This is a genomic window from Pseudomonadota bacterium (assembly GCA_011049115.1).
In the GTDB taxonomy this organism is placed as follows: Bacteria; Desulfobacterota; Anaeroferrophillalia; order Anaeroferrophillales; family Tharpellaceae; genus DSCM01.
In genome coordinates this window covers 1-16,450 of sequence record DSCM01000082.1, presented here as the reverse complement: position 1 = coordinate 16,450, position 16,450 = coordinate 1, and the positions used below count along the sequence as shown (strand labels likewise).

The 16,450-nt window shown below is 57.6% G+C and carries 11 protein-coding genes and 1 pseudogene; 2 read left to right on the top strand and 10 right to left on the bottom strand.

All coding sequences use genetic code 11. The features are described 5' to 3' along the window. Positions 1–1,753, bottom strand: a pseudogene (locus ENN66_06775) (DEAD/DEAH box helicase). Continuing rightward, the gene (locus ENN66_06770) at positions 1,753–1,962 is read right to left on the bottom strand and encodes an XRE family transcriptional regulator (GenBank protein HDS16303.1); all 210 of its coding nucleotides are present in this window, start codon (positions 1,960–1,962) and stop codon (positions 1,753–1,755) included. Before ENN66_06770 ends, ENN66_06775 begins: the two are co-directional and overlap by 1 nt. Before the next feature lie 323 nt (positions 1,963–2,285). Between ENN66_06770 and ENN66_06765 the strand changes: the two genes are divergently transcribed. Both ENN66_06765 and ENN66_06760 read left to right on the top strand, forming a co-directional pair. Beyond that, complete coding sequence (locus ENN66_06765) at positions 2,286–3,776, top strand: serine/threonine protein kinase (GenBank protein ID HDS16302.1); 1,491 nt, start codon at positions 2,286–2,288, stop codon at positions 3,774–3,776. A gap of 104 nt (positions 3,777–3,880) precedes the next feature. Continuing rightward, positions 3,881–5,608: a carbamoyltransferase gene (locus ENN66_06760; protein ID HDS16301.1), complete on the top strand. Its 1,728-nt coding sequence runs from the start codon at positions 3,881–3,883 to the stop codon at positions 5,606–5,608. Positions 5,609–5,617: 9 nt separating this feature from the next. Here the strand turns inward: ENN66_06760 and ENN66_06755 are convergent, their stop codons facing one another. The 8 genes from ENN66_06755 to ENN66_06720 form a co-directional block, all read right to left on the bottom strand. Further along, positions 5,618–5,785 carry a uracil-DNA glycosylase gene (locus ENN66_06755; GenBank protein ID HDS16300.1) on the bottom strand — a complete coding sequence of 56 codons (168 nt, stop codon included), beginning with the start codon at positions 5,783–5,785 and terminating at the stop codon, positions 5,618–5,620. Positions 5,786–5,948: 163 nt separating this feature from the next. Then, positions 5,949–9,044 (bottom strand): methyltransferase domain-containing protein, encoded by a 3,096-nt coding sequence (locus ENN66_06750; protein HDS16299.1) that lies wholly within the window; start codon positions 9,042–9,044, stop codon positions 5,949–5,951. 116 nt (positions 9,045–9,160) lie between these two features. Continuing rightward, positions 9,161–10,210 (bottom strand): hypothetical protein, encoded by a 1,050-nt coding sequence (locus ENN66_06745; protein ID HDS16298.1) that lies wholly within the window; start codon positions 10,208–10,210, stop codon positions 9,161–9,163. Beyond that, on the bottom strand, positions 10,156–10,944 hold the full coding sequence (locus ENN66_06740) for a hypothetical protein (protein HDS16297.1): 789 nt from the start codon (positions 10,942–10,944) through the stop codon (positions 10,156–10,158). The genes ENN66_06745 and ENN66_06740 overlap by 55 nt, the downstream gene beginning before the upstream one ends. 59 nt (positions 10,945–11,003) lie before the next feature. Further along, positions 11,004–11,867, bottom strand: coding sequence for a hypothetical protein (locus ENN66_06735; GenBank protein ID HDS16296.1), 864 nt, complete (start codon positions 11,865–11,867; stop codon positions 11,004–11,006). A gap of 66 nt (positions 11,868–11,933) precedes the next feature. Next, on the bottom strand, positions 11,934–15,491 hold the full coding sequence (gene mfd / locus ENN66_06730) for a transcription-repair coupling factor (protein HDS16295.1): 3,558 nt from the start codon (positions 15,489–15,491) through the stop codon (positions 11,934–11,936). Continuing rightward, positions 15,488–16,264 (bottom strand): DUF116 domain-containing protein, encoded by a 777-nt coding sequence (locus ENN66_06725; GenBank protein HDS16294.1) that lies wholly within the window; start codon positions 16,262–16,264, stop codon positions 15,488–15,490. The genes mfd and ENN66_06725 overlap by 4 nt, the downstream gene beginning before the upstream one ends. Continuing rightward, positions 16,265–16,450: hypothetical protein (locus ENN66_06720; protein HDS16293.1), on the bottom strand; the 186-nt coding region annotated here is incomplete at its 5' end. It lies immediately after the preceding gene.

Here is a 16,450-nt window from a genome sequence, read left to right as displayed (position 1 = left end):
GGGTTCCGGGTAAGTGACGCCACCGTCACTTTCAGGCTCAAAGGGAACATCCGGCGGCACCGGTGATTGATCTCCGCTGGGTTCGTAGATCTGCACCGGGTCGCCGTCGAAATCAGGGTCGGCGAACAGCTCGGTGGCCTTCTTGAAGTCAATGATGGTGAAGTAGTACTTGCCGTAATCTTCGTTGATGCGGGTGCCGCGCCCGATGATCTGCTTGAACTCGGTCATGGACTGAATACGCTGGTCGAGCACGATGAGCTTGCAGGTCTGGGCATCCACTCCGGTAGTCATCAGCTTGGAGGTGGTGGCGATAACCGGGTATTTGCTCTCCGGGAAGATGAAGTTGTCGAGCTCGGCCTTGTCTTCCTCGTTGTCGCCGGTGATGCGCATGACGTATTTGCTGTTCTGCGCCACCAGGTCGGCGTTTTCATTGACCAGGGCCTGGCGCATGCGTTCGGCATGGTCGATGTTTTCACAGAAGACAATGGCTTTGTCGAAGCGGTTGGTGTTCTTAAGGAACTCGGTGATTTTTTTTGCCACCAACCGGGTGCGTTGTTCCAGGACCAGGGTCTTGTCGAAATCCTTCTGGTTGTAGATGCGGTCCTCGATCTCGTTGCCGTACTTGTCGATCATGCCCTTGTCGGGCCGCCAACCGGTCAAGTCCCGGTCGAGATCGATGCGCACGACCTTATAGGGAGCAAAAAAAACCGTCGTCGATTCCCTGCCGGAGGCTGTAGGTATAAATGGGATCGCCAAAGTAGTCGATATTGGAGACTTCTTTGGTCTCCTTGGGCGTGGCGGTAAGGCCGATCTGGGTGGCGGAGGTGAAGTATTCAAGGATTTCACGCCAGGCCGAATCGGCGGCCGCGCTGCCCCGATGGTATTCATCAATGATGATGAGGTCGAAAAAGTCGGGGCTGAATTGTTTGTAGATGTTTCTCTCTTCCTCGTTGCCGGTCGCGGCCTGATAGAGGGAAAGGTAAATCTCGTAGGATTTGTTGGCCTGCCGCTTCCGGATCTTGGTTATGGCCGAGCCGAACGGTTTGAAATCGTTGGTCATGGTCTGGTCGACCAGAATGCTGCGGTCGGCAAGAAACAGGATGCGTTTTTTCGCCTTGGACTTCCACAGCCGCCAGATGATCTGAAAGGCGGTAAAGGTCTTGCCGGTGCCGGTGGCCATCACCAGCAGGATGCGATTCCGGCCCCGGGCTATGGCCTCGATAGTCTTATTGATGGCAAGCAGCTGGTAATAGCGAGGACTTTTATCACTGCCGTCGCTGAAATAATCCTGTGTGACCAGCGCCTTCTGCTGATCGTTCAGAGCACGATGCTGCGCCCACCCTTGCCACAGCGTTTCCGCAGTGGGGAATTCGTGGAGAGCAAGCTCCCGCTCGACAATGCCGTCCAGGGCAATCTTGTTGTGGAACAGAAAACCGTCGCCGTTGGAGCTGAATACAAAAGGCACTTGCAGCATGTCGGCGTAGCCCAACGCCTGTTGCATGCCGTCGCCAACCGTGTGGTTGTTGTCCTTGGCCTCGATAATGGCAATGGGGATGTTCGGCTTGTAAAACAGGACATAATCGACGCGCTTGTGCTTGGCGCGGGTATGCAGCTTGCCGCGCACGATGATACGGCCCTTGGTAAGAGGAAACTCTTCCCGTACTTGAGTTGCAATATCCCAGCCCGCTTGTGCCAGGGCGGGCGTGATGTACTTCGTGCAGATATCGCGCTCGGAAAGTTGTTTTTTATTCATCAGGCCAGCTCTCTCTGTTCGCGTTTCAGCGCACAAAACTGCTCGAACTGCCGCAGCGCCGGTTTCGAGGGCACCGTCTTGCCGTTCTCCCAGCGGTTAACCGTGGAAAAGCTCACCCCGATGGCATGGGCCGGTTCTTCCTGGGAGGGCGCCGGCTGCCGCCGCATCTTCTTGACGGTTGCCGGAAAATTTTCGCGAGCGTTAAACATGGCTGTTTTTGGAAACCTCTTTCGGTCTGCGCAGGTGCGAAGATCAGGGTCTGGAAGGCTTCGACAATAGAGCATCTGTTATGGGGCGCGCAAGCAAAAAATCGTGGCTGTCTGATAGTCGGGCGGGAATGAGTGGCGAATTGCCGGCCCGGAAAAGCCTCTCCGTCCGGCAAAAAGGGGCGGACGGGTATTTTTTGTTGCCTAAGCGGTGGCATGATAGTAATATCTTCTTTTATCGATTTTTCCGGTCGCTGATGTGAGTTATAAAACGGGTAAAACTGTTGGGAAGAGGATGGCGTGGTTATGGACTACCGGTGTCTTTGATGCTGAACCGGATGGAGAATGGGGGCGCGGTCGTCGACCGGGAATCATTGCGGCGGGCCGGTCACGATCTGCCCTTGCCTTTTAGTCTTTCTCCGCAAGCTTATGACCAGGCCCAAGCCGGGGGTCTGTTCTGCACCAGGCTACTGCGCCTGGTGCCGGGCAAGCGGATGGTGCTGAAAGCGTCCTGGGCCGGGAAGGGGCCGGTTATCGTCAAGCTCTTTCTCGATGCGGTCAAGGCCCGGCGCCACTGGCGGCGCGAGCTCGACGGGGTCAAAGCCCTGGCTCAAGCCGGCCTGGCGACTCCGGAGCTGCTTTTTGCGGGCACACTTGCGGAGCCCGGTTTGCCGGGGTTGATTTTTCGTGAGCTGGAACCGGTGGCGACCCTGCTGGAACTCTGGGAGACGAAAACCGCAAAACGTGCGTTTTTTCTGGGCCGGGTCGTGGCCGAGATTGCCGCGCAGCATCAGGCGGGTTTGCTGCAAAAGGATATTCACTGGCGCAATTTTCTCTTTTGCCGGGATCGGGCCTATTCCATCGACGGGGATGCGTTTGCCCTGGAACAAGCGGGGAGGGCTTTGAGCCGGGAGGAGAGTCGGGCCAATTTCGCTCTTTTTCTGGCGGAACCTTATGCCGGAATAGATTCTTATCTGGAAACCTTGTGGATCGATTACTGCCGGATGCGGGGCTGGTCCGTGCTGAACGAGGATCTGCCGCTAATCAGGGCCATGGTGGCGCGACAGCGCCGCAGCAAGGCGGAAAATTTCGTGGCCAAAAGTCGGCGAAGCTGTACGGCGGTCAGCGCCGGTCGCCAAGGCGGTTTTTTTCGGCTGGTGGAGCGCCGTTATCAGTCTCCGGAGCTGGAAAAGCTGCTGGCCGCTCCCGATGATTTTCTGCCGGCCGGAGAAATCCTGAAAGCGGGGAACAGTTCGACCGTGGTACGGCTGCGTCTGGACGGTCTTGACCTGGTGGTTAAAAGATATAACATCAAGCACGTAGCCCATGCCTTAAGTCGTTGCTGGCGGCCGAGCCGGGCTTTGATTTCCTGGAATAACGCCCAGCGTCTGCAATGGTGGGGCCTGGCCGTGCCCGAACCCGTGGCCCTGCTGGAAAAGAGGGTTTGCGGTCTGCGTTCGACCGCGTATTTTATCAGTCGGTACGTGCCCGGGCGGGATGCTTTGACCCTGCTGGGCGATCCTCAAGGCACCGGGTCGGAAAAAAAGGCCTGGCTTCAGGCTTTTGCCCGGCTGTTTCAGCGCCTGCTTGAGCTGAACCTCAGTCATGGTGATTGCAAGGCGACCAATTTCATCTGTGGCCGGGATGGGCGTCTTTATCTGCTTGACCTTGACGCCATGCGTTCCTGGAAACGGCCGGGCCGGAAATTTTTCGCCGCCGTGTCCCGAGACTATCGCCGCTTGCTTGCCAATTGGCGGGATCGTCCGGAATTGCAAAATGAGTTTACAGAAATTCTGGCCGGTCTCAAAAGGCCATAACCCTGACCATTGACTGATGAAGACCTTTCGGTTGCGGGTTTTCTTTTCGTGATAGTATAAAAATGCCGGCCGCCGAAGGCGGACCGTGGTGGGAATCTGATCTGATGATAGTACTGGGACTTTCCGGGGCTTTAACCCATGATCCATCAGCCGCCTTGCTGGTTGACGGCGAGCTTGTCGCGGCGGCCGAGGAAGAGCGCTTTCTTCGCGACAAGCATGCCAAGAAAAAATGGCCTTATCACGCCGCCCGTTTCTGTCTTGAGTTCGCCGGAGTCAAGCCGGAGGAGATCGATTATGTCGCCTTTCCCTTTGCCGAGATGGGCCTTTTCAGCAACCCCGGTCGTTTTCATTTCGCCCGGCGCTATTGGTATGCTCCGGATCGGGCCTTGGATGCGCTGTGCAACGGCAATCGCCATTTCCGTCGCAACCGGCGCAAAATCATGCAACTGATGGTCGAGCTCGGCATCGATATTCAAAAAACCCCCTTTGTCCCGGTTGAGCACCATCTCGCCCATGCCTCCAGCGCCTACCATTTCAGCGGGTTTACCGACAAATGCGCAATTCTGGGAATCGACGGCAAGGGCGAATACGCGACCACCTTTTTCGGTTACGGCGAAAACGGCGTTATTCATAAAATCAAGGAGTTTTATGATCCGGATTCATTGGGCGGGGTTTACGGTGCCCTGACCCAGTATCTGGGTTTTGAAATGCTTGACGGCGAATTCAAGGTCATGGGCATGGCTCCCTACGGCGACCCGGACAAATATGACTTTTCGCGACTCTGGCACTGGGATGGAAAGACTTTTACGGTTAATACCGAGTTGGTCAATGTCGTCGGGCTCAGACGTTATAAGGATCGGCGGCAGAGTTACTATTTCAGTCCCAAGCTGCTGCGTTGGCTGGGACCGAAACGGGAAGGCGACGAGATTGACGACCCTTATGTCGATTACGCCGCCGCGATGCAGAAACTGCTGGAAGAAACTTCGTTGCACATGGTCGAAACCTACCTCGGCGACATCATTCGGGAAACCGGGCGGCTTTGCTTTGCCGGCGGGGTGGCGCTCAATGTCAAGCTCAATCAGCGGCTGCTGGCGCTGCCCGGGCTCAAGGAGCTTTTCGTTCAGCCCGCCGCCAGTGACGCCGGCACCGCGCTGGGGGCGGCTTCTTTTGTCAGCCAGGGAAAGGGAGTTCGAGTCAAAAAACTCGAACATGTTTATCTCGGTCCGGCCTATACCTCGGAACAATGCCGGGATGCCTGTCGCAGCCATCCTCAAAAACCATGCTGGCAAAAGGTCGCGGACGCGCCGGCGGCCGGGGCTCGCATTCTGGCTGAAGGCCATCCCCTGGCCTGGTTTCAGGGCCGCATGGAATTCGGCCCCAGGGCTTTGGGCAACCGCAGTATTTTAGGGGATCCCAGTCATCCCGGGGTGGCCGATACCATCAATGCCCAGATTAAATACCGGGAGCGCTGGCGTCCTTTCTGCCCGAGCCTGCTGGATCGGGTGGCGGCCGAGATTCTGCAAACCGATCATCCCGCGCCTTACATGACCTTCGCTTTCACCGTGGCCGAATCCTGGAAGGCAAAGATTCCCGAGGTCGTCCATGAGGACGGCACGGCCCGGGCTCAGATTGTCGAGCGCCGTACCAATCCGCGTTACTATGCCTTGATTGAAGAACTCGAAAGGTTGCGCGGGGTGCCGGTGGTGCTCAATACCTCTCTGAACCGCCGGGGCGAACCGATGATCTGCTCTCCGACCGACGCCCTCAATATGTTTTACGGCTGCGATCTTCAGTATCTGATGCTGGAGGATATTCTGGTGACCAAGGTTTGAGGCAAGGCGTTATTTCTTGGGCGCAAAGAGCAGGCAGGGCCGGCCGGATGAGTTTAAAACAAATTGGGCCGGGTTGGAGCGGCTTTTAAAGGCGTAGGCCTTGCAACCATGGGGCTGGCGGGGAACGTGAGTGATATAGTAATGACGACAGCGGCGGCAGGACGGCGGAACGGACATGGTCTTGGTCTCGGCGAAATTGCGAGTAAGGTTCAGCGTCGTTGCTTTCTGCATGTATGGCGACGCGAAAAAACAGAATATTCGGTTGGCTGAAGCGTTATAATTACGGTTGGTTTGCAGCCTTAAGATCGTCCCTGACCCCCCGCCGTCGGGTTTGTCTTTTTTAGGCCGGTCGCGGCAGCGGGCGGGGAAACAGCGGGCAGGCCTGCTTGATGCAGGTCGGATTCTGTTGAAACTGTTTGCAGACCGGGGCCGGTCCGGCTTCAAGTCTGCGGCCCAACATCTCCTGCGACAGCCTGGCGGCTTCCCGCAGGCAGAGCCAGGCCTCGCGCTGGCAGCAGCGGGCCGCTTCATGTTCGATGATTTTGCCCAGGCAGCAGTGCGTGGCCTGCTGACTCAGGCGGCGCGCTTTGGCCTGCAGCGGCGTGGACTGCAAGATAATTGAAAAGGCGGTGCCGACCCCCATGGCGGCGCCGCAGACCCCTAAAAAGCCACAGGCTCCCCCCGGCAGTTTCGCTCCCCTGGTAATACCCGCGACAATCTGTTCATCCTTGAGCTCTCCCCCCTGATTGCGCCACGCGCTCAGAATAATGCCCGGTATCAGGGCGTGATGTTCCGGCCCATGGCTGGGAATCGCGGGATGACGGCGCAGATCCTGCAAAAGACGGCTCAAAGAACTTTCCCGGGTGCTCAGGCAGAGGTGTTTGATGACCGCCAAACCATCTTCCAGATGACACTGGTCGCAGACGAAATGACCGTTGTTGCAGACGGCGTTGGCGTTGATCCTCCGGCCGCAGTAATGGCATGAATGTTCCTCTTCAATCAGGAAATACTGGAGCGGCGCGCCGCAGACCATGCAGTTGCTTTTTTGTTTGCCCGAAGGGGCGGCGGGGTTGGGGCTTGCCTCTTCCCGGCTCGCCGGCTTGCTTTCCGCCTGAATGATTTTCAGTTCCGGGGCGACGCCGCAATCACAGGTCAGGGTGAATTCCACATTGCCGACCTGACCGTTTTCATCCAGAAGATAGAGCTCTTCCCCGTAATCGCGGGTCTCGTGCTCCGGTAACAGCGCGACTTGTCCCGGGGTCAGCCAGGCGCCGCCGCCGGTTTGCAGGGCGCGAAAAGGACCACGGGCGATGACCGCCACCATCGGGGTCGCTGTGTTTTCGACCGGTTTTCGCGCCCCGAAGGTCAGGGAGTGGAAGATGTGGCCATCGACTTCCCGGTAGGGGAACAGTTTGTGACTGCGGGCCGCCGTAAACCCGCTTTCCTGCAGCAGGCCGAAAAGATGGGCCAGGGTCAGGGCGCCGGCGATGCATTCACCCTTGAGCGTCTCATCGTTGCGAATCGCCGGGTCGGGTTCATGCAGGCAGACGACATCGCTGATGAGGATACGTCCACCCGGTTTCAGCACCCGCATGATTTCCCGGAAAACCCGTCGTTTATGGCTGGACAGGTTGAGCACGCAGTTCGAGATGACGATATCGGCGGAATTGTCACTTAAGGGAAGCTCTTCCAGATAGCCGAATCTGAATTCAAGATTGTCGTAACCGAGGTTGCGGATGACTTCCGGCGCCGCCTGCCGGGCCCGGGTCAGCATCGGTTCGAGCATGTCGATTCCGATCACTCGTCCTTCGGCCTTGACCTGGCGGGCCGCGACAAAACATTCGACTCCCATGCCGCAGCCGAGATCAACCATGGTTTCGCCGGGTCGCAGATCGGCCTCGCTGACCGGGCTGCCGCAACCGTAACCCCGCCAGCGAGCGCTTTCCGGAATATGGCTCATGAGCTCGGCCGCGTAAGTTACCGGATTGAGAATTTCCAGTCGGGGTCGGGCCGCGGCTTGACGGTAAAACTCCTTGACCACCGTGCGGCTGTTATTTTCCGCCAGCGCCAGCAGGCAGTTATTGTGAATCAGGGCTTCCCGGCCGTGGGCGCCGCAGCTTTCGAGGAGATCACCCATCTGCAGCCGCAGTCCCGGAGTCGTCAGGAGCGGGCCGGACTCGGCCGCCGTGCTGATCAGGCGCAAGGCCAATTTGCGCTGCAGATGCCAGTAGGGATCATGGCCGCCGAATTTTCGCGCCCGCAGATAACTCTGATCCGGGTCGCCGGGACCGAGCAGCAGGTTACCCGCCTCGGCGACCATACCGGGATGACATCTTCTCAGCTCCTGCAGGGCCGGGCTTTGCCGCCAAGCTTGTTCAAGATTGCCATCGTACGGAAATCCGGTCTCCGGAGCGCTGACCAGGGTTGGAGAGGGATAGATACAGCCGTCGGGAGCCAGGGTTAGGGATTCCCAGGCGCTGGTTGCGGCCCAGTGAATCGTGCCCGGAGGGGCGAAGACCTGACTTTTCAGGGCCTCAAGATTGTCGATTGTCAGGTTTTGCCGGCGTCCGTGGTCGGCGGCGGCCATGATTGCCGGAAAGAGCTCGTCGGCGGCGGCCCCGGCCTCGGCCCGGCCCCGGCCCTGGACAAAATACCAGGTCAGATGGAGATTGCCGATGCCGTGGTCGGCGGCGAAATCGATCATCTGATTAAGTTCCTGGTAATTATCCCGGGTCAGGCAGCAGGCCAGGGTGGCCGCTCGCGTTTCGGCGCGCAGCCAGGCCAGGGTTTTGCTGAGTTCGGAGAAGGCGCCCGCGCCGCGCACCCGGTCATGGGAGTTTTGCAGGCCGTCGATGCTGAGCTGCAGGTGAAAACGATTTTCGGGCCAGCGCCGCAGCGCGGCGCTGAAGGTTTCCAGACCGAGACCGTTGCTTAAAACCACGACGTGAGCGGCTTCCAGACTTAAAAGAAAGTCGACGATTTCGGTGAACTGGGGATGCAGCGTCGGTTCGCCGCCGGTCAAGGCAAAGACGCGCACGCCCAGGGCGTGGGCCTGGCGGCCGGCTTCTCTGATCGTGCTGAAATCAAGTTCTCCGCGGCTGCGAGGGCCGCAGGCAAAGAGACAATGGCGGCAAGCCTGATTGCAGCGATTGGTCAGATGAAACCAGAACTCTTTGAGTTGGCTGAGTTTGAGGCTTTGCGGATGATCCTGGTAGTTTTCCGGCGGGGCCCCGGGCAGGCGCCGTAGAAAACGAGTCGCGGTCGGGTCCGCGAGAACGGCGTCGTTCAGATTTTGCAGGAGTCGGTCCGCGGCCGGATTGGGCACAAACCAGTCGGCCCGGTCTCGGCGACAGTAAATCGCCAGATCCTGATCTTCCAGTCGGTCCCATAACTCGGGGCGGAAAAATTGTTGCCGAAGCACTTTGGGGTCAAGCATTTTGAGGGCTGTTTTTCTTTTCTAAGGATAATCCGCGTCCGAGCGCCGAAAAAGACCGAAGCCGGTTTCAGGTTTATTTAATTGCCGCCACCTTGCCGCCGTGATTTTTTTGCGACTCAGGGTAAAATTTTGACGCTGTATTCACGGCGCAGATTCAGATTCAGATCTTTCATGGCCTGGGCCAGTTTTTCCTGGTAGAGCAGATCCTTGATTTTGTCTTCTGCCTCGGGGGTCAGGGATGGATGTTTGGGGTCTCCAGTCCGATTGGTGACCAGGATGATATGGTAGCCGACCCCGGTCTTGATTACCTGGCTGGGTTCGCCGATTTCCAGTTGATAGGCGCTTTCTTCAATTTCGGCGAGCATGCTGCCGCGTTTGAAGGTTCCCAGTTTACCTCCCCTGGCGGCGGCCTGGTCTTTGGAAAATTCTCCGGCCAGGGTGGCGAAACTCTCCCCGTTTTTCAGACGCCGGCGAATGGTTTCCCAAATTTCACTTTTTTCACCATCTTTTACCTCCGGGGCGTCGGCGGGAATAAAGATCTGGGCCAGGGTCACGCTTTCTTCCCGGCTGAAAAGGTTATGTTGGGCGGCGTAATCAAGTATCTCCTGGTTGGTGATAATGATATTGGCCTTGATCTCCTTGGAAATGAATTTCGCCTGCAGCAGGTCGGCGGCAATCTTGTCGCGGTATGAAGTGAAATTGAGCTCCTGCCGGGCCAGGGCCTGTTCCAGCATTTCCCGGCTCATGCGGTTTTGTTTCAGCACCCGTTCGATAGTGCTGTCGATTTCCTCGTCGTCGACACTGACGCCCAGGGCCGCGGCTTTTTGGGCCAGCATGGCACTGTCGATCAGTTTCTGCATTTCCCTTTGCCGAATGTTTTCCTGCTCTTCTAAGGGCAGCTTCTGGAAATCGACCTCGCTGTATTCGATCGCGATGGCCTGTTGCAGGTTCATCGCGGTGATGGCCTGGTTGCCGACAATGGCGACCAGGCGATTGACGATGCGGGCTTCACCCGGCGGCGGACATAAAATCAGCAGAAAAACTGAAGCTATCAGCGAGAAATAAACCGCTTGGCGGCGAACAACGGTTCTGGATTGACAAAGTGCCATTTTTAAAGGTCCGTGAGATGTTGGTGGTAGATCTTGATTGTATGTTGCTCCCGGCATTGACTAAGCCAGCTGTGATAGTTTTCCTGAAGGCGGGCGGCGTAGAGCTTGTCTTTGATCTGATTTTCCGCCTCGGCGAAAGGAATTTTCCCCGCCGGCAATTTTTTCTCGATCCGGATGAGGTGGTATCCGTAGGTGCTGGCTATCACCGGGCTGATTTCCCCGGGTTGCAGGCTGGGCAGAATTTTGGCCAGCCGCGGCGGCAGTTCTTCCGCGCTGACCGGACGCTTGTCGCCGGGTGCGCCATGGTTCAGCCGGGTTCCGGCTTCAGCCATGGTCAGGCTGCCGGCTTCCAGTTGCTCCTTGAGCTCCCAGGCGGCGTTTTCCGAATCCAGGAGCAGGTGTTCAAGTAGGTAGCGGGGCTTAACTGTAAATTCCTCTTGATGCTGTTCATAGTAATTTTCGGCTTCTTTCAGGGTCGGATAGACCACATCGCGCCCGATTCTGATCAGGCTCAGGCGAATGAGCTGGTTTTTGTCGCGCCGCTTACCTGCGAGCGGTTTATCCAGACCCAGGCGTTTGGCTTCAAGCAGGAGCAGGCGTTCATTGATGAGCTGTTCCAGGGCGGTTCTGGCGCTGATGAACGCATCCGGCTGGGGGGAAACAACGCCCTCCTCCGGCAGCAGGTTTTCCGCGTGATAGCTTTTCAGGCGCTCGGCGACCTCGCTTCTGGTGATGATTTCTCCGTCGATGGTCGCGGCGGTTTCCCGGCCTGGGGTGCAGCCGACCAACATCGCCAATGTCGGGAACCACAGGAGCAGAAGGAGGCGGGGAAAGTGTCGAAAAAAAACGCTCAATGCTGCTCAAGAATTTCAGGGTGCAGGGTTATTTTAATCTTTTTCTTCAAGGTATCGACGTATTCATTGAAGATGTTGTTTTTGCTTTCCTGGATCAGCTTGTTTTCAATCGCGGTCCGGACCTCATTAAGAGGTCTGGTGCTCTTCTCTTTGATCTTTTCAACCTTGATCAGATGGTAGCCGAAACTGGTTTTGATCGGAGGGCTGATTTCACCTTCCTGCATGGCAAAGGCGGCATCGGCGAATTCCTTGGCCATGCGTTCGCGGGTGAAAAAACCCAGATCGCCGCCGTTGGCGGCGCTGGAACAGCTCGACCGGGCTTGAGCCAATTCGGCGAAATCCTTTCCCTGTTTGAGCTGTTCGGCGACTTCCAGGGCTTCTTTTTCCTCCTTTACCAGGATATGGCGCGCCTGAACCTGTTTTTCCTGCTGGAATTCTTCACCGTGGTCCGAATAGTATTGACTGATCTGCGGCTCATCGGGCGCGACGATCCGAGCTTCAATTTCCTTTTGCAGCAGGGCGCCTAAAACGATCTTGCGGCGGGCCTCTTCAATTTGTGCCTGCACCGTTTTTACCTTGTCCAGGCCTTGCTTGAGCCCTTCCTGATAGAGCATGCGCGAGGTCGCCAATTGTTCGAGAAAATCTTTCTGCACTCGGCTGTCGCCGGCCATCTGCCGCAGGTTGGGAGGCAGTTTTGCCAGTTCTTCGCGAAACTCTTTCAGGGTGATGGTTTCCCCTCCAATTTCAGCGATCACGGCGTCTTCGGGCGCCGCTTGGGTCGGGGATGAGTTTAGCAGCACCAGGACCAGAAGAAAAATTGCGCCGAATATCTTGAACTTTCCAGCAGTTAGAAAAAACATGATTTTGATGCCTCTAATTTGTGGTTGAAATTTTCGAGCTTTCCGGAAGCCCGGAACCCTATCAGCTCAGGTGATTTTTTGCAACAGCTTTTCGCACCATGACTTGAGCTCGGTCGGGTCCGGGACGTCGGTAAAAGAGAGCCAACCGTCCGGAGTGAGACGACAGCCGGGCGCTTCATTCTTGATCAGGGAAATTATCTTTTCCGGCGCCGGCGGGGCTGAAGCATCAAAACGTAAACTGAGCTTGCCCCGACCAATTTCAAGGGTCTGAATCCGGTTTTCCTTAAGCAGAAGCTTGAGGCTTTTCAGCCGCAGCAGGTTCAGCACCGCTTCCGGCGGAAGGCCGCAGCGGTCATGCAGTTCATCCTCGAGTTGGCTGAGGGCGAGATCGCTGTCGGCGGCGGCGATCTTTTTGTAGAACTGCAGGCGCAGGGTCAGGTCCGGCAGATAATCCGGCGGAATATGGGCCGAGAGGCTGATTTTGATTTCCGGTTCGGGAACCTTGGGTTGTTGGCGGCCGCGGGCTTCATTGATGGCCTCGCTGAGCATCTCCTGGTAAAGTTCGTACCCGACCGCCGAGATCTGGCCGGATTGTTTTTTACCCAGCAGGTGGCCGGCTCCGCGAATTTCCAGATCCTGCATGGCAATCCGGAATCCGGCTCCCAAGGTGCTGGCTTCGGCCAGGGCGTTGAGGCGCTTGCGGGCTTCCGGCGTGATCTTTTCGATTTCCGGGACGAGCAGGTAGGCGTAGGCCTTGCGTTGGGCCCGGCCAATGCGACCGCGCAGCTGGTAGAGCTGGGCGAGGCCGAAATTCTGGGCGTTTTCGACGATCATGGTGTTGGCGTTCGGAATGTCGAGGCCGGATTCGATGATCGTCGTGCAGAGCAGCAGGTCATAGCGGCGGGCGGCGAAGTCGAGCATGGTCTTTTCCAGCTCGTTTTCCCGCATCTGGCCATGGCCGATGCCGATGCGGATTTCCGGCAGCAGGGCGGCCAGACGGGCGGCCCGGGCGTTGATGGTAGAGACGCTGTTGTGGACAAAGAAAACCTGACCGCCGCGATTGAGTTCCTTGCCGACCGCCTCCTTGACGATGTCGTCATCGTAAGCGGCGACAAAGGTTCTGATGGCGAGACGGTCGCGCGGGGGCGTGGTGATGGCGCTCAGGGAGCGCATGCCGGAGAGGGAAAACTGCAGGGTTCGGGGAATCGGGGTGGCGCTCATCGACAGAACATCGAGGTGGCGGCGGAAATTTTTCAGTTTTTCTTTATGGCGGACCCCGAATTTATGCTCTTCATCCAGGACCAAGAGCCCCAGATCCTTAAATACTATATCTTTCTGGAGGAGACGGTGGGTGCCGATGACGACATCAATCCGGCCCTCACGCAGGCCGACGATGGTTTCCTTTTGTTGAGCCGGGCTGCGAAAACGGCTCAGGACCGCGACGCGGACCGGATAGGCGGCGAAACGCTCCTGAAAAGTTTCGAAATGCTGTTGCGCGAGGATGGTGGTCGGAACCATAACCGCCGCCTGTCGGCCGGAAAGAACGGTCAGAAACACCGCGCGCATGGCGACCTCGGTTTTGCCGAAGCCGACATCGCCGCTGACCAGACGGTCCATGGCCTTGGGCGCGGTGAGGTCGGCGATGACGTCGCTGATGGCCTGACGCTGATCTGGGGTTTCTTCGTAAGCGAAGGCGGCCTCAAATTCGCGAAAAAGGTGGTCCGGTGGGGCGCAGGCGCGTCCCGGCAGGGCTTCTCGTTCGGCGTAAAGATCAAGCAGTTCCAGAAGCAGATCGTCTATCGCCCGACGGGTTTTTTCCTTGGCGGCGGCCCATTGAGGGCTGCCGAGCCGACTCAGGGCGACGGTATCGTCCCCGTTGCCGTGATATTTATGCAGCTGGTCGAAGCTTTCCACCGGAACGTAGAGCAGATCTGAGTCCTGGTATTCAAGAATCAGATATTCATTGACAATGCCTTCCACTTCCAGGGTTTTCAGCCCCTGGTAACGGCCGATGCCGTGTTCAACGTGGGTAATGCAGTCGCCGGGTTTGATCTGGGCGAAATCATCAAAGAAAACCTCCCGGTTTTCGCGCCCCCGGGATTCCTGAGACGATAGCCTCTGTTTGGGGCCGAAGAGGTCGGCGTCACTCAGGAACAGAAATTTTTCCTGAGTGAGCAGGACTCCCTGTTGTAACCGCAGCGGCAGCAATCTGATCTGATGCTGGTCGCGAAAACTCTTCGGGTTGGCCTCAAGGTCGACCGGCAGGCCGTAATCGCTGAGCAGGCCATGCAGGCGTTCGCAGGTGGTCTGGTTGCGGCCGGCCAGGTAAATTCTGAAGTTCTGCTGGAGATGCTCCTTGAGCAAGGCGGCCATTCCGGCCAGAGGGTTTTCATCGGTTCCGGCGTTTTGTCTGATCCGGTCGCGCAGGAAACGGTTGTCACGGGTTCGGCATTGCCTGACGAAAGCTTCCGGCGGCGATAAGGTTTCGGCGGCGCCGGTTTGCAGACCGTCGTCTAATCGGCTGTTAAGGCAGATGCGAGCGCGCTCCGAAGCTTTTTGCAGGGCGGCCGCGGCGGGCGGCAGATAAGCTTCGGGAGGAAAGACCAGCCTCAGTTCGGCCAAAGCCCGATTATAGCCTTCCTGGAGCTGCTGCTCAAGATCTTCAAGCTGGTCACGCAGTTCGGAAGGTTCGCAAAGGACGGGGATTGTGCCCAAAGGAAAATAGTCGATCAGACTGTGCCGGCCTTCGACAAAGGCCGGCAGCCAGGCGTCAAATCCGGGTCGGTTGGGGTTGCTCTCCAGTTCAGCCAGGGCCGGAGCCAGAGCCAGATGGGAATCGTTGAGTTCAACAAAGCGTTCCCGAACCCGTTGCCGGGCGGCTTCCAGGTCGCGGGGAGCCAGGGTTTCCCGCGCCGGGCCGATTTCGACTTCCTCATATTCCTGTTTACGGCTGAGCTGCGTCAGGGGGTCGAAGGGACGGATTGATTCGATTTCGTCGCCGAAGAAATCAAGGCGCAATGGCTCCTCGTAAAGGGGTGAGAAAATGTCGACAACGCCGCCGCGCACGCTGTAGTCTCCGGCTTCATCGACGACGGGAACCCGGTTGTAGCCGCAGTTTTCAAGTTCCAGGAAAAGTTGCTCGCGGGCGATAGTCTGCCCCCATTCGAGACGGAAAAAACGTTGATAAAAAGCCTGGGGCGCGGGGCGGCGTTCGCTGAAGGCCACGATCGTGGTAAAACAGAGGAATTTTTTTGCTTCAGGAAGGCGGGCCAGGGTAGCGATTCGTTCCCGTTCAGTACGTCCGCTGCGCAGGGTCTGGCGATAAGCCAACCGGGGTAGAGGGGGAAGCAGGAGGAGTTCCGGGGACTCGCCGCCGCAAGGCAGGATTTCCAGGTAGGCGGCAACATCCTGTCTGAGGTCGCGGCTTTTCTGAAAATCGTCGCTGACGACAATGAATCCGGGAACCGGAAGTTGGGCCAGACGGCTCAACAATAATGCCGGACCCGAGCCGTGGAGTTCGTTAAGATGAATTTCCGCTCGATTTTCAATGGCGGCGGCGATGGCGGCCAGCTCCTCGGCAAAGGGCGGGTTGCAGGCGGGGGGCGGGGGATTGAAAACCCTCATTTGAGAAAAATCCGCAAGGCTTTTTCAACCTCGACGACGTCGACCCGCGTGTTCCAGCAAGGTCCTTCCGGGCGCTGATTAAGAACGCCGTAGACCGGAAGGGGAAAAGCGTCGTGAATGCCGCTGGTCAGATCGCGTTCACAGGCTACCGCGACAATCAGGCGGGGCTGATGATCACGGACGATTTTACGGGCCAGGGTGCCGCCGGTCGCGACGGCGGTGCGAATCCGGTATTTACGGGCCAGATCAATCAGGCTCGTGATATCGCAGCGCCCGCATTGTCGGCAGTTGTCAATGTTGGTTGTGATGCGGCGCTGGCAATCCGCCCGTTGCAGGCAGTGCGGCAGGAGCAGCAGCAGACGCTCCGGCTCAATGCGGCTGCGGTTGCCGGAAACCAGCAGCCGGTTGTTGATTTCGATGAAAGAACGGCGGATCTTTTCCTTGCTGATTCCCAGGCGAGGACCGAGAATTTCCATCAGGGGCAGGAACAGCTTGATTCCCAACCCTCTGATTCTCTGGGTAAAGGGCAGATCCTTTTCCAGGATTATGGAAAGGATCAAGGCTGTGATAATGCCGCTTAGAAGCAGAAAAAGAATTACGGTGATGAGCTGGGCCAGCAAGGGCAGGTTCGGGTGCAGCTGGCGCAAGCCGACGGTCGCCACCCAGCCGCCCACTAGAATCAGGAGCATGGTCAGGGCGAAGGTCAGTCCCAAAAGGCCGATGAAAATCCTTTTTTTGGATGGATTGAGAGTTGCTTCCCGATTTTTTTTCATCTAACGGGCGCCGAAGAAATCGTTTTCCCTGGGCTTGTAGCCGCAGATGAATTCTTCGGCTGAGCGCGCCGGTTTGCCGGCGGTCTGCAGACGCTCAAGGCGCAGGGCGCTGTTTTGACCGCAACCGACAAAAAGCCGTCCGTGATTAAGCAGAAGACTGCCGGGAGCCAGTAAAAACGGAGGCGG

Excerpts from the sequence above, each read along its gene's own strand:
- ENN66_06770 (HDS16303.1), bottom strand. The coding sequence starts at position 1,962 with ATGTTTAACGCTCGCGAAAATTTTCCGGCAACCGTCAAGAAGATGCGG.
- ENN66_06735 (HDS16296.1), bottom strand. The coding sequence starts at position 11,867 with ATGTTTTTTCTAACTGCTGGAAAGTTCAAGATATTCGGCGCAATTTTT.
- ENN66_06755 (HDS16300.1), bottom strand. The coding sequence starts at position 5,785 with ATGTCCGTTCCGCCGTCCTGCCGCCGCTGTCGTCATTACTATATCACT.
- ENN66_06745 (HDS16298.1), bottom strand. The coding sequence starts at position 10,210 with ATGCCGGGAGCAACATACAATCAAGATCTACCACCAACATCTCACGGA.
- ENN66_06760 (HDS16301.1), top strand. The coding sequence starts at position 3,881 with ATGATAGTACTGGGACTTTCCGGGGCTTTAACCCATGATCCATCAGCC.
- ENN66_06750 (HDS16299.1), bottom strand. The coding sequence starts at position 9,044 with ATGCTTGACCCCAAAGTGCTTCGGCAACAATTTTTCCGCCCCGAGTTA.
- ENN66_06740 (HDS16297.1), bottom strand. The coding sequence starts at position 10,944 with ATGTTGGTCGGCTGCACCCCAGGCCGGGAAACCGCCGCGACCATCGAC.
- ENN66_06725 (HDS16294.1), bottom strand. The coding sequence starts at position 16,264 with ATGAAAAAAAATCGGGAAGCAACTCTCAATCCATCCAAAAAAAGGATT.
- ENN66_06765 (HDS16302.1), top strand. The coding sequence starts at position 2,286 with ATGCTGAACCGGATGGAGAATGGGGGCGCGGTCGTCGACCGGGAATCA.
- mfd (HDS16295.1), bottom strand. The coding sequence starts at position 15,491 with ATGAGGGTTTTCAATCCCCCGCCCCCCGCCTGCAACCCGCCCTTTGCC.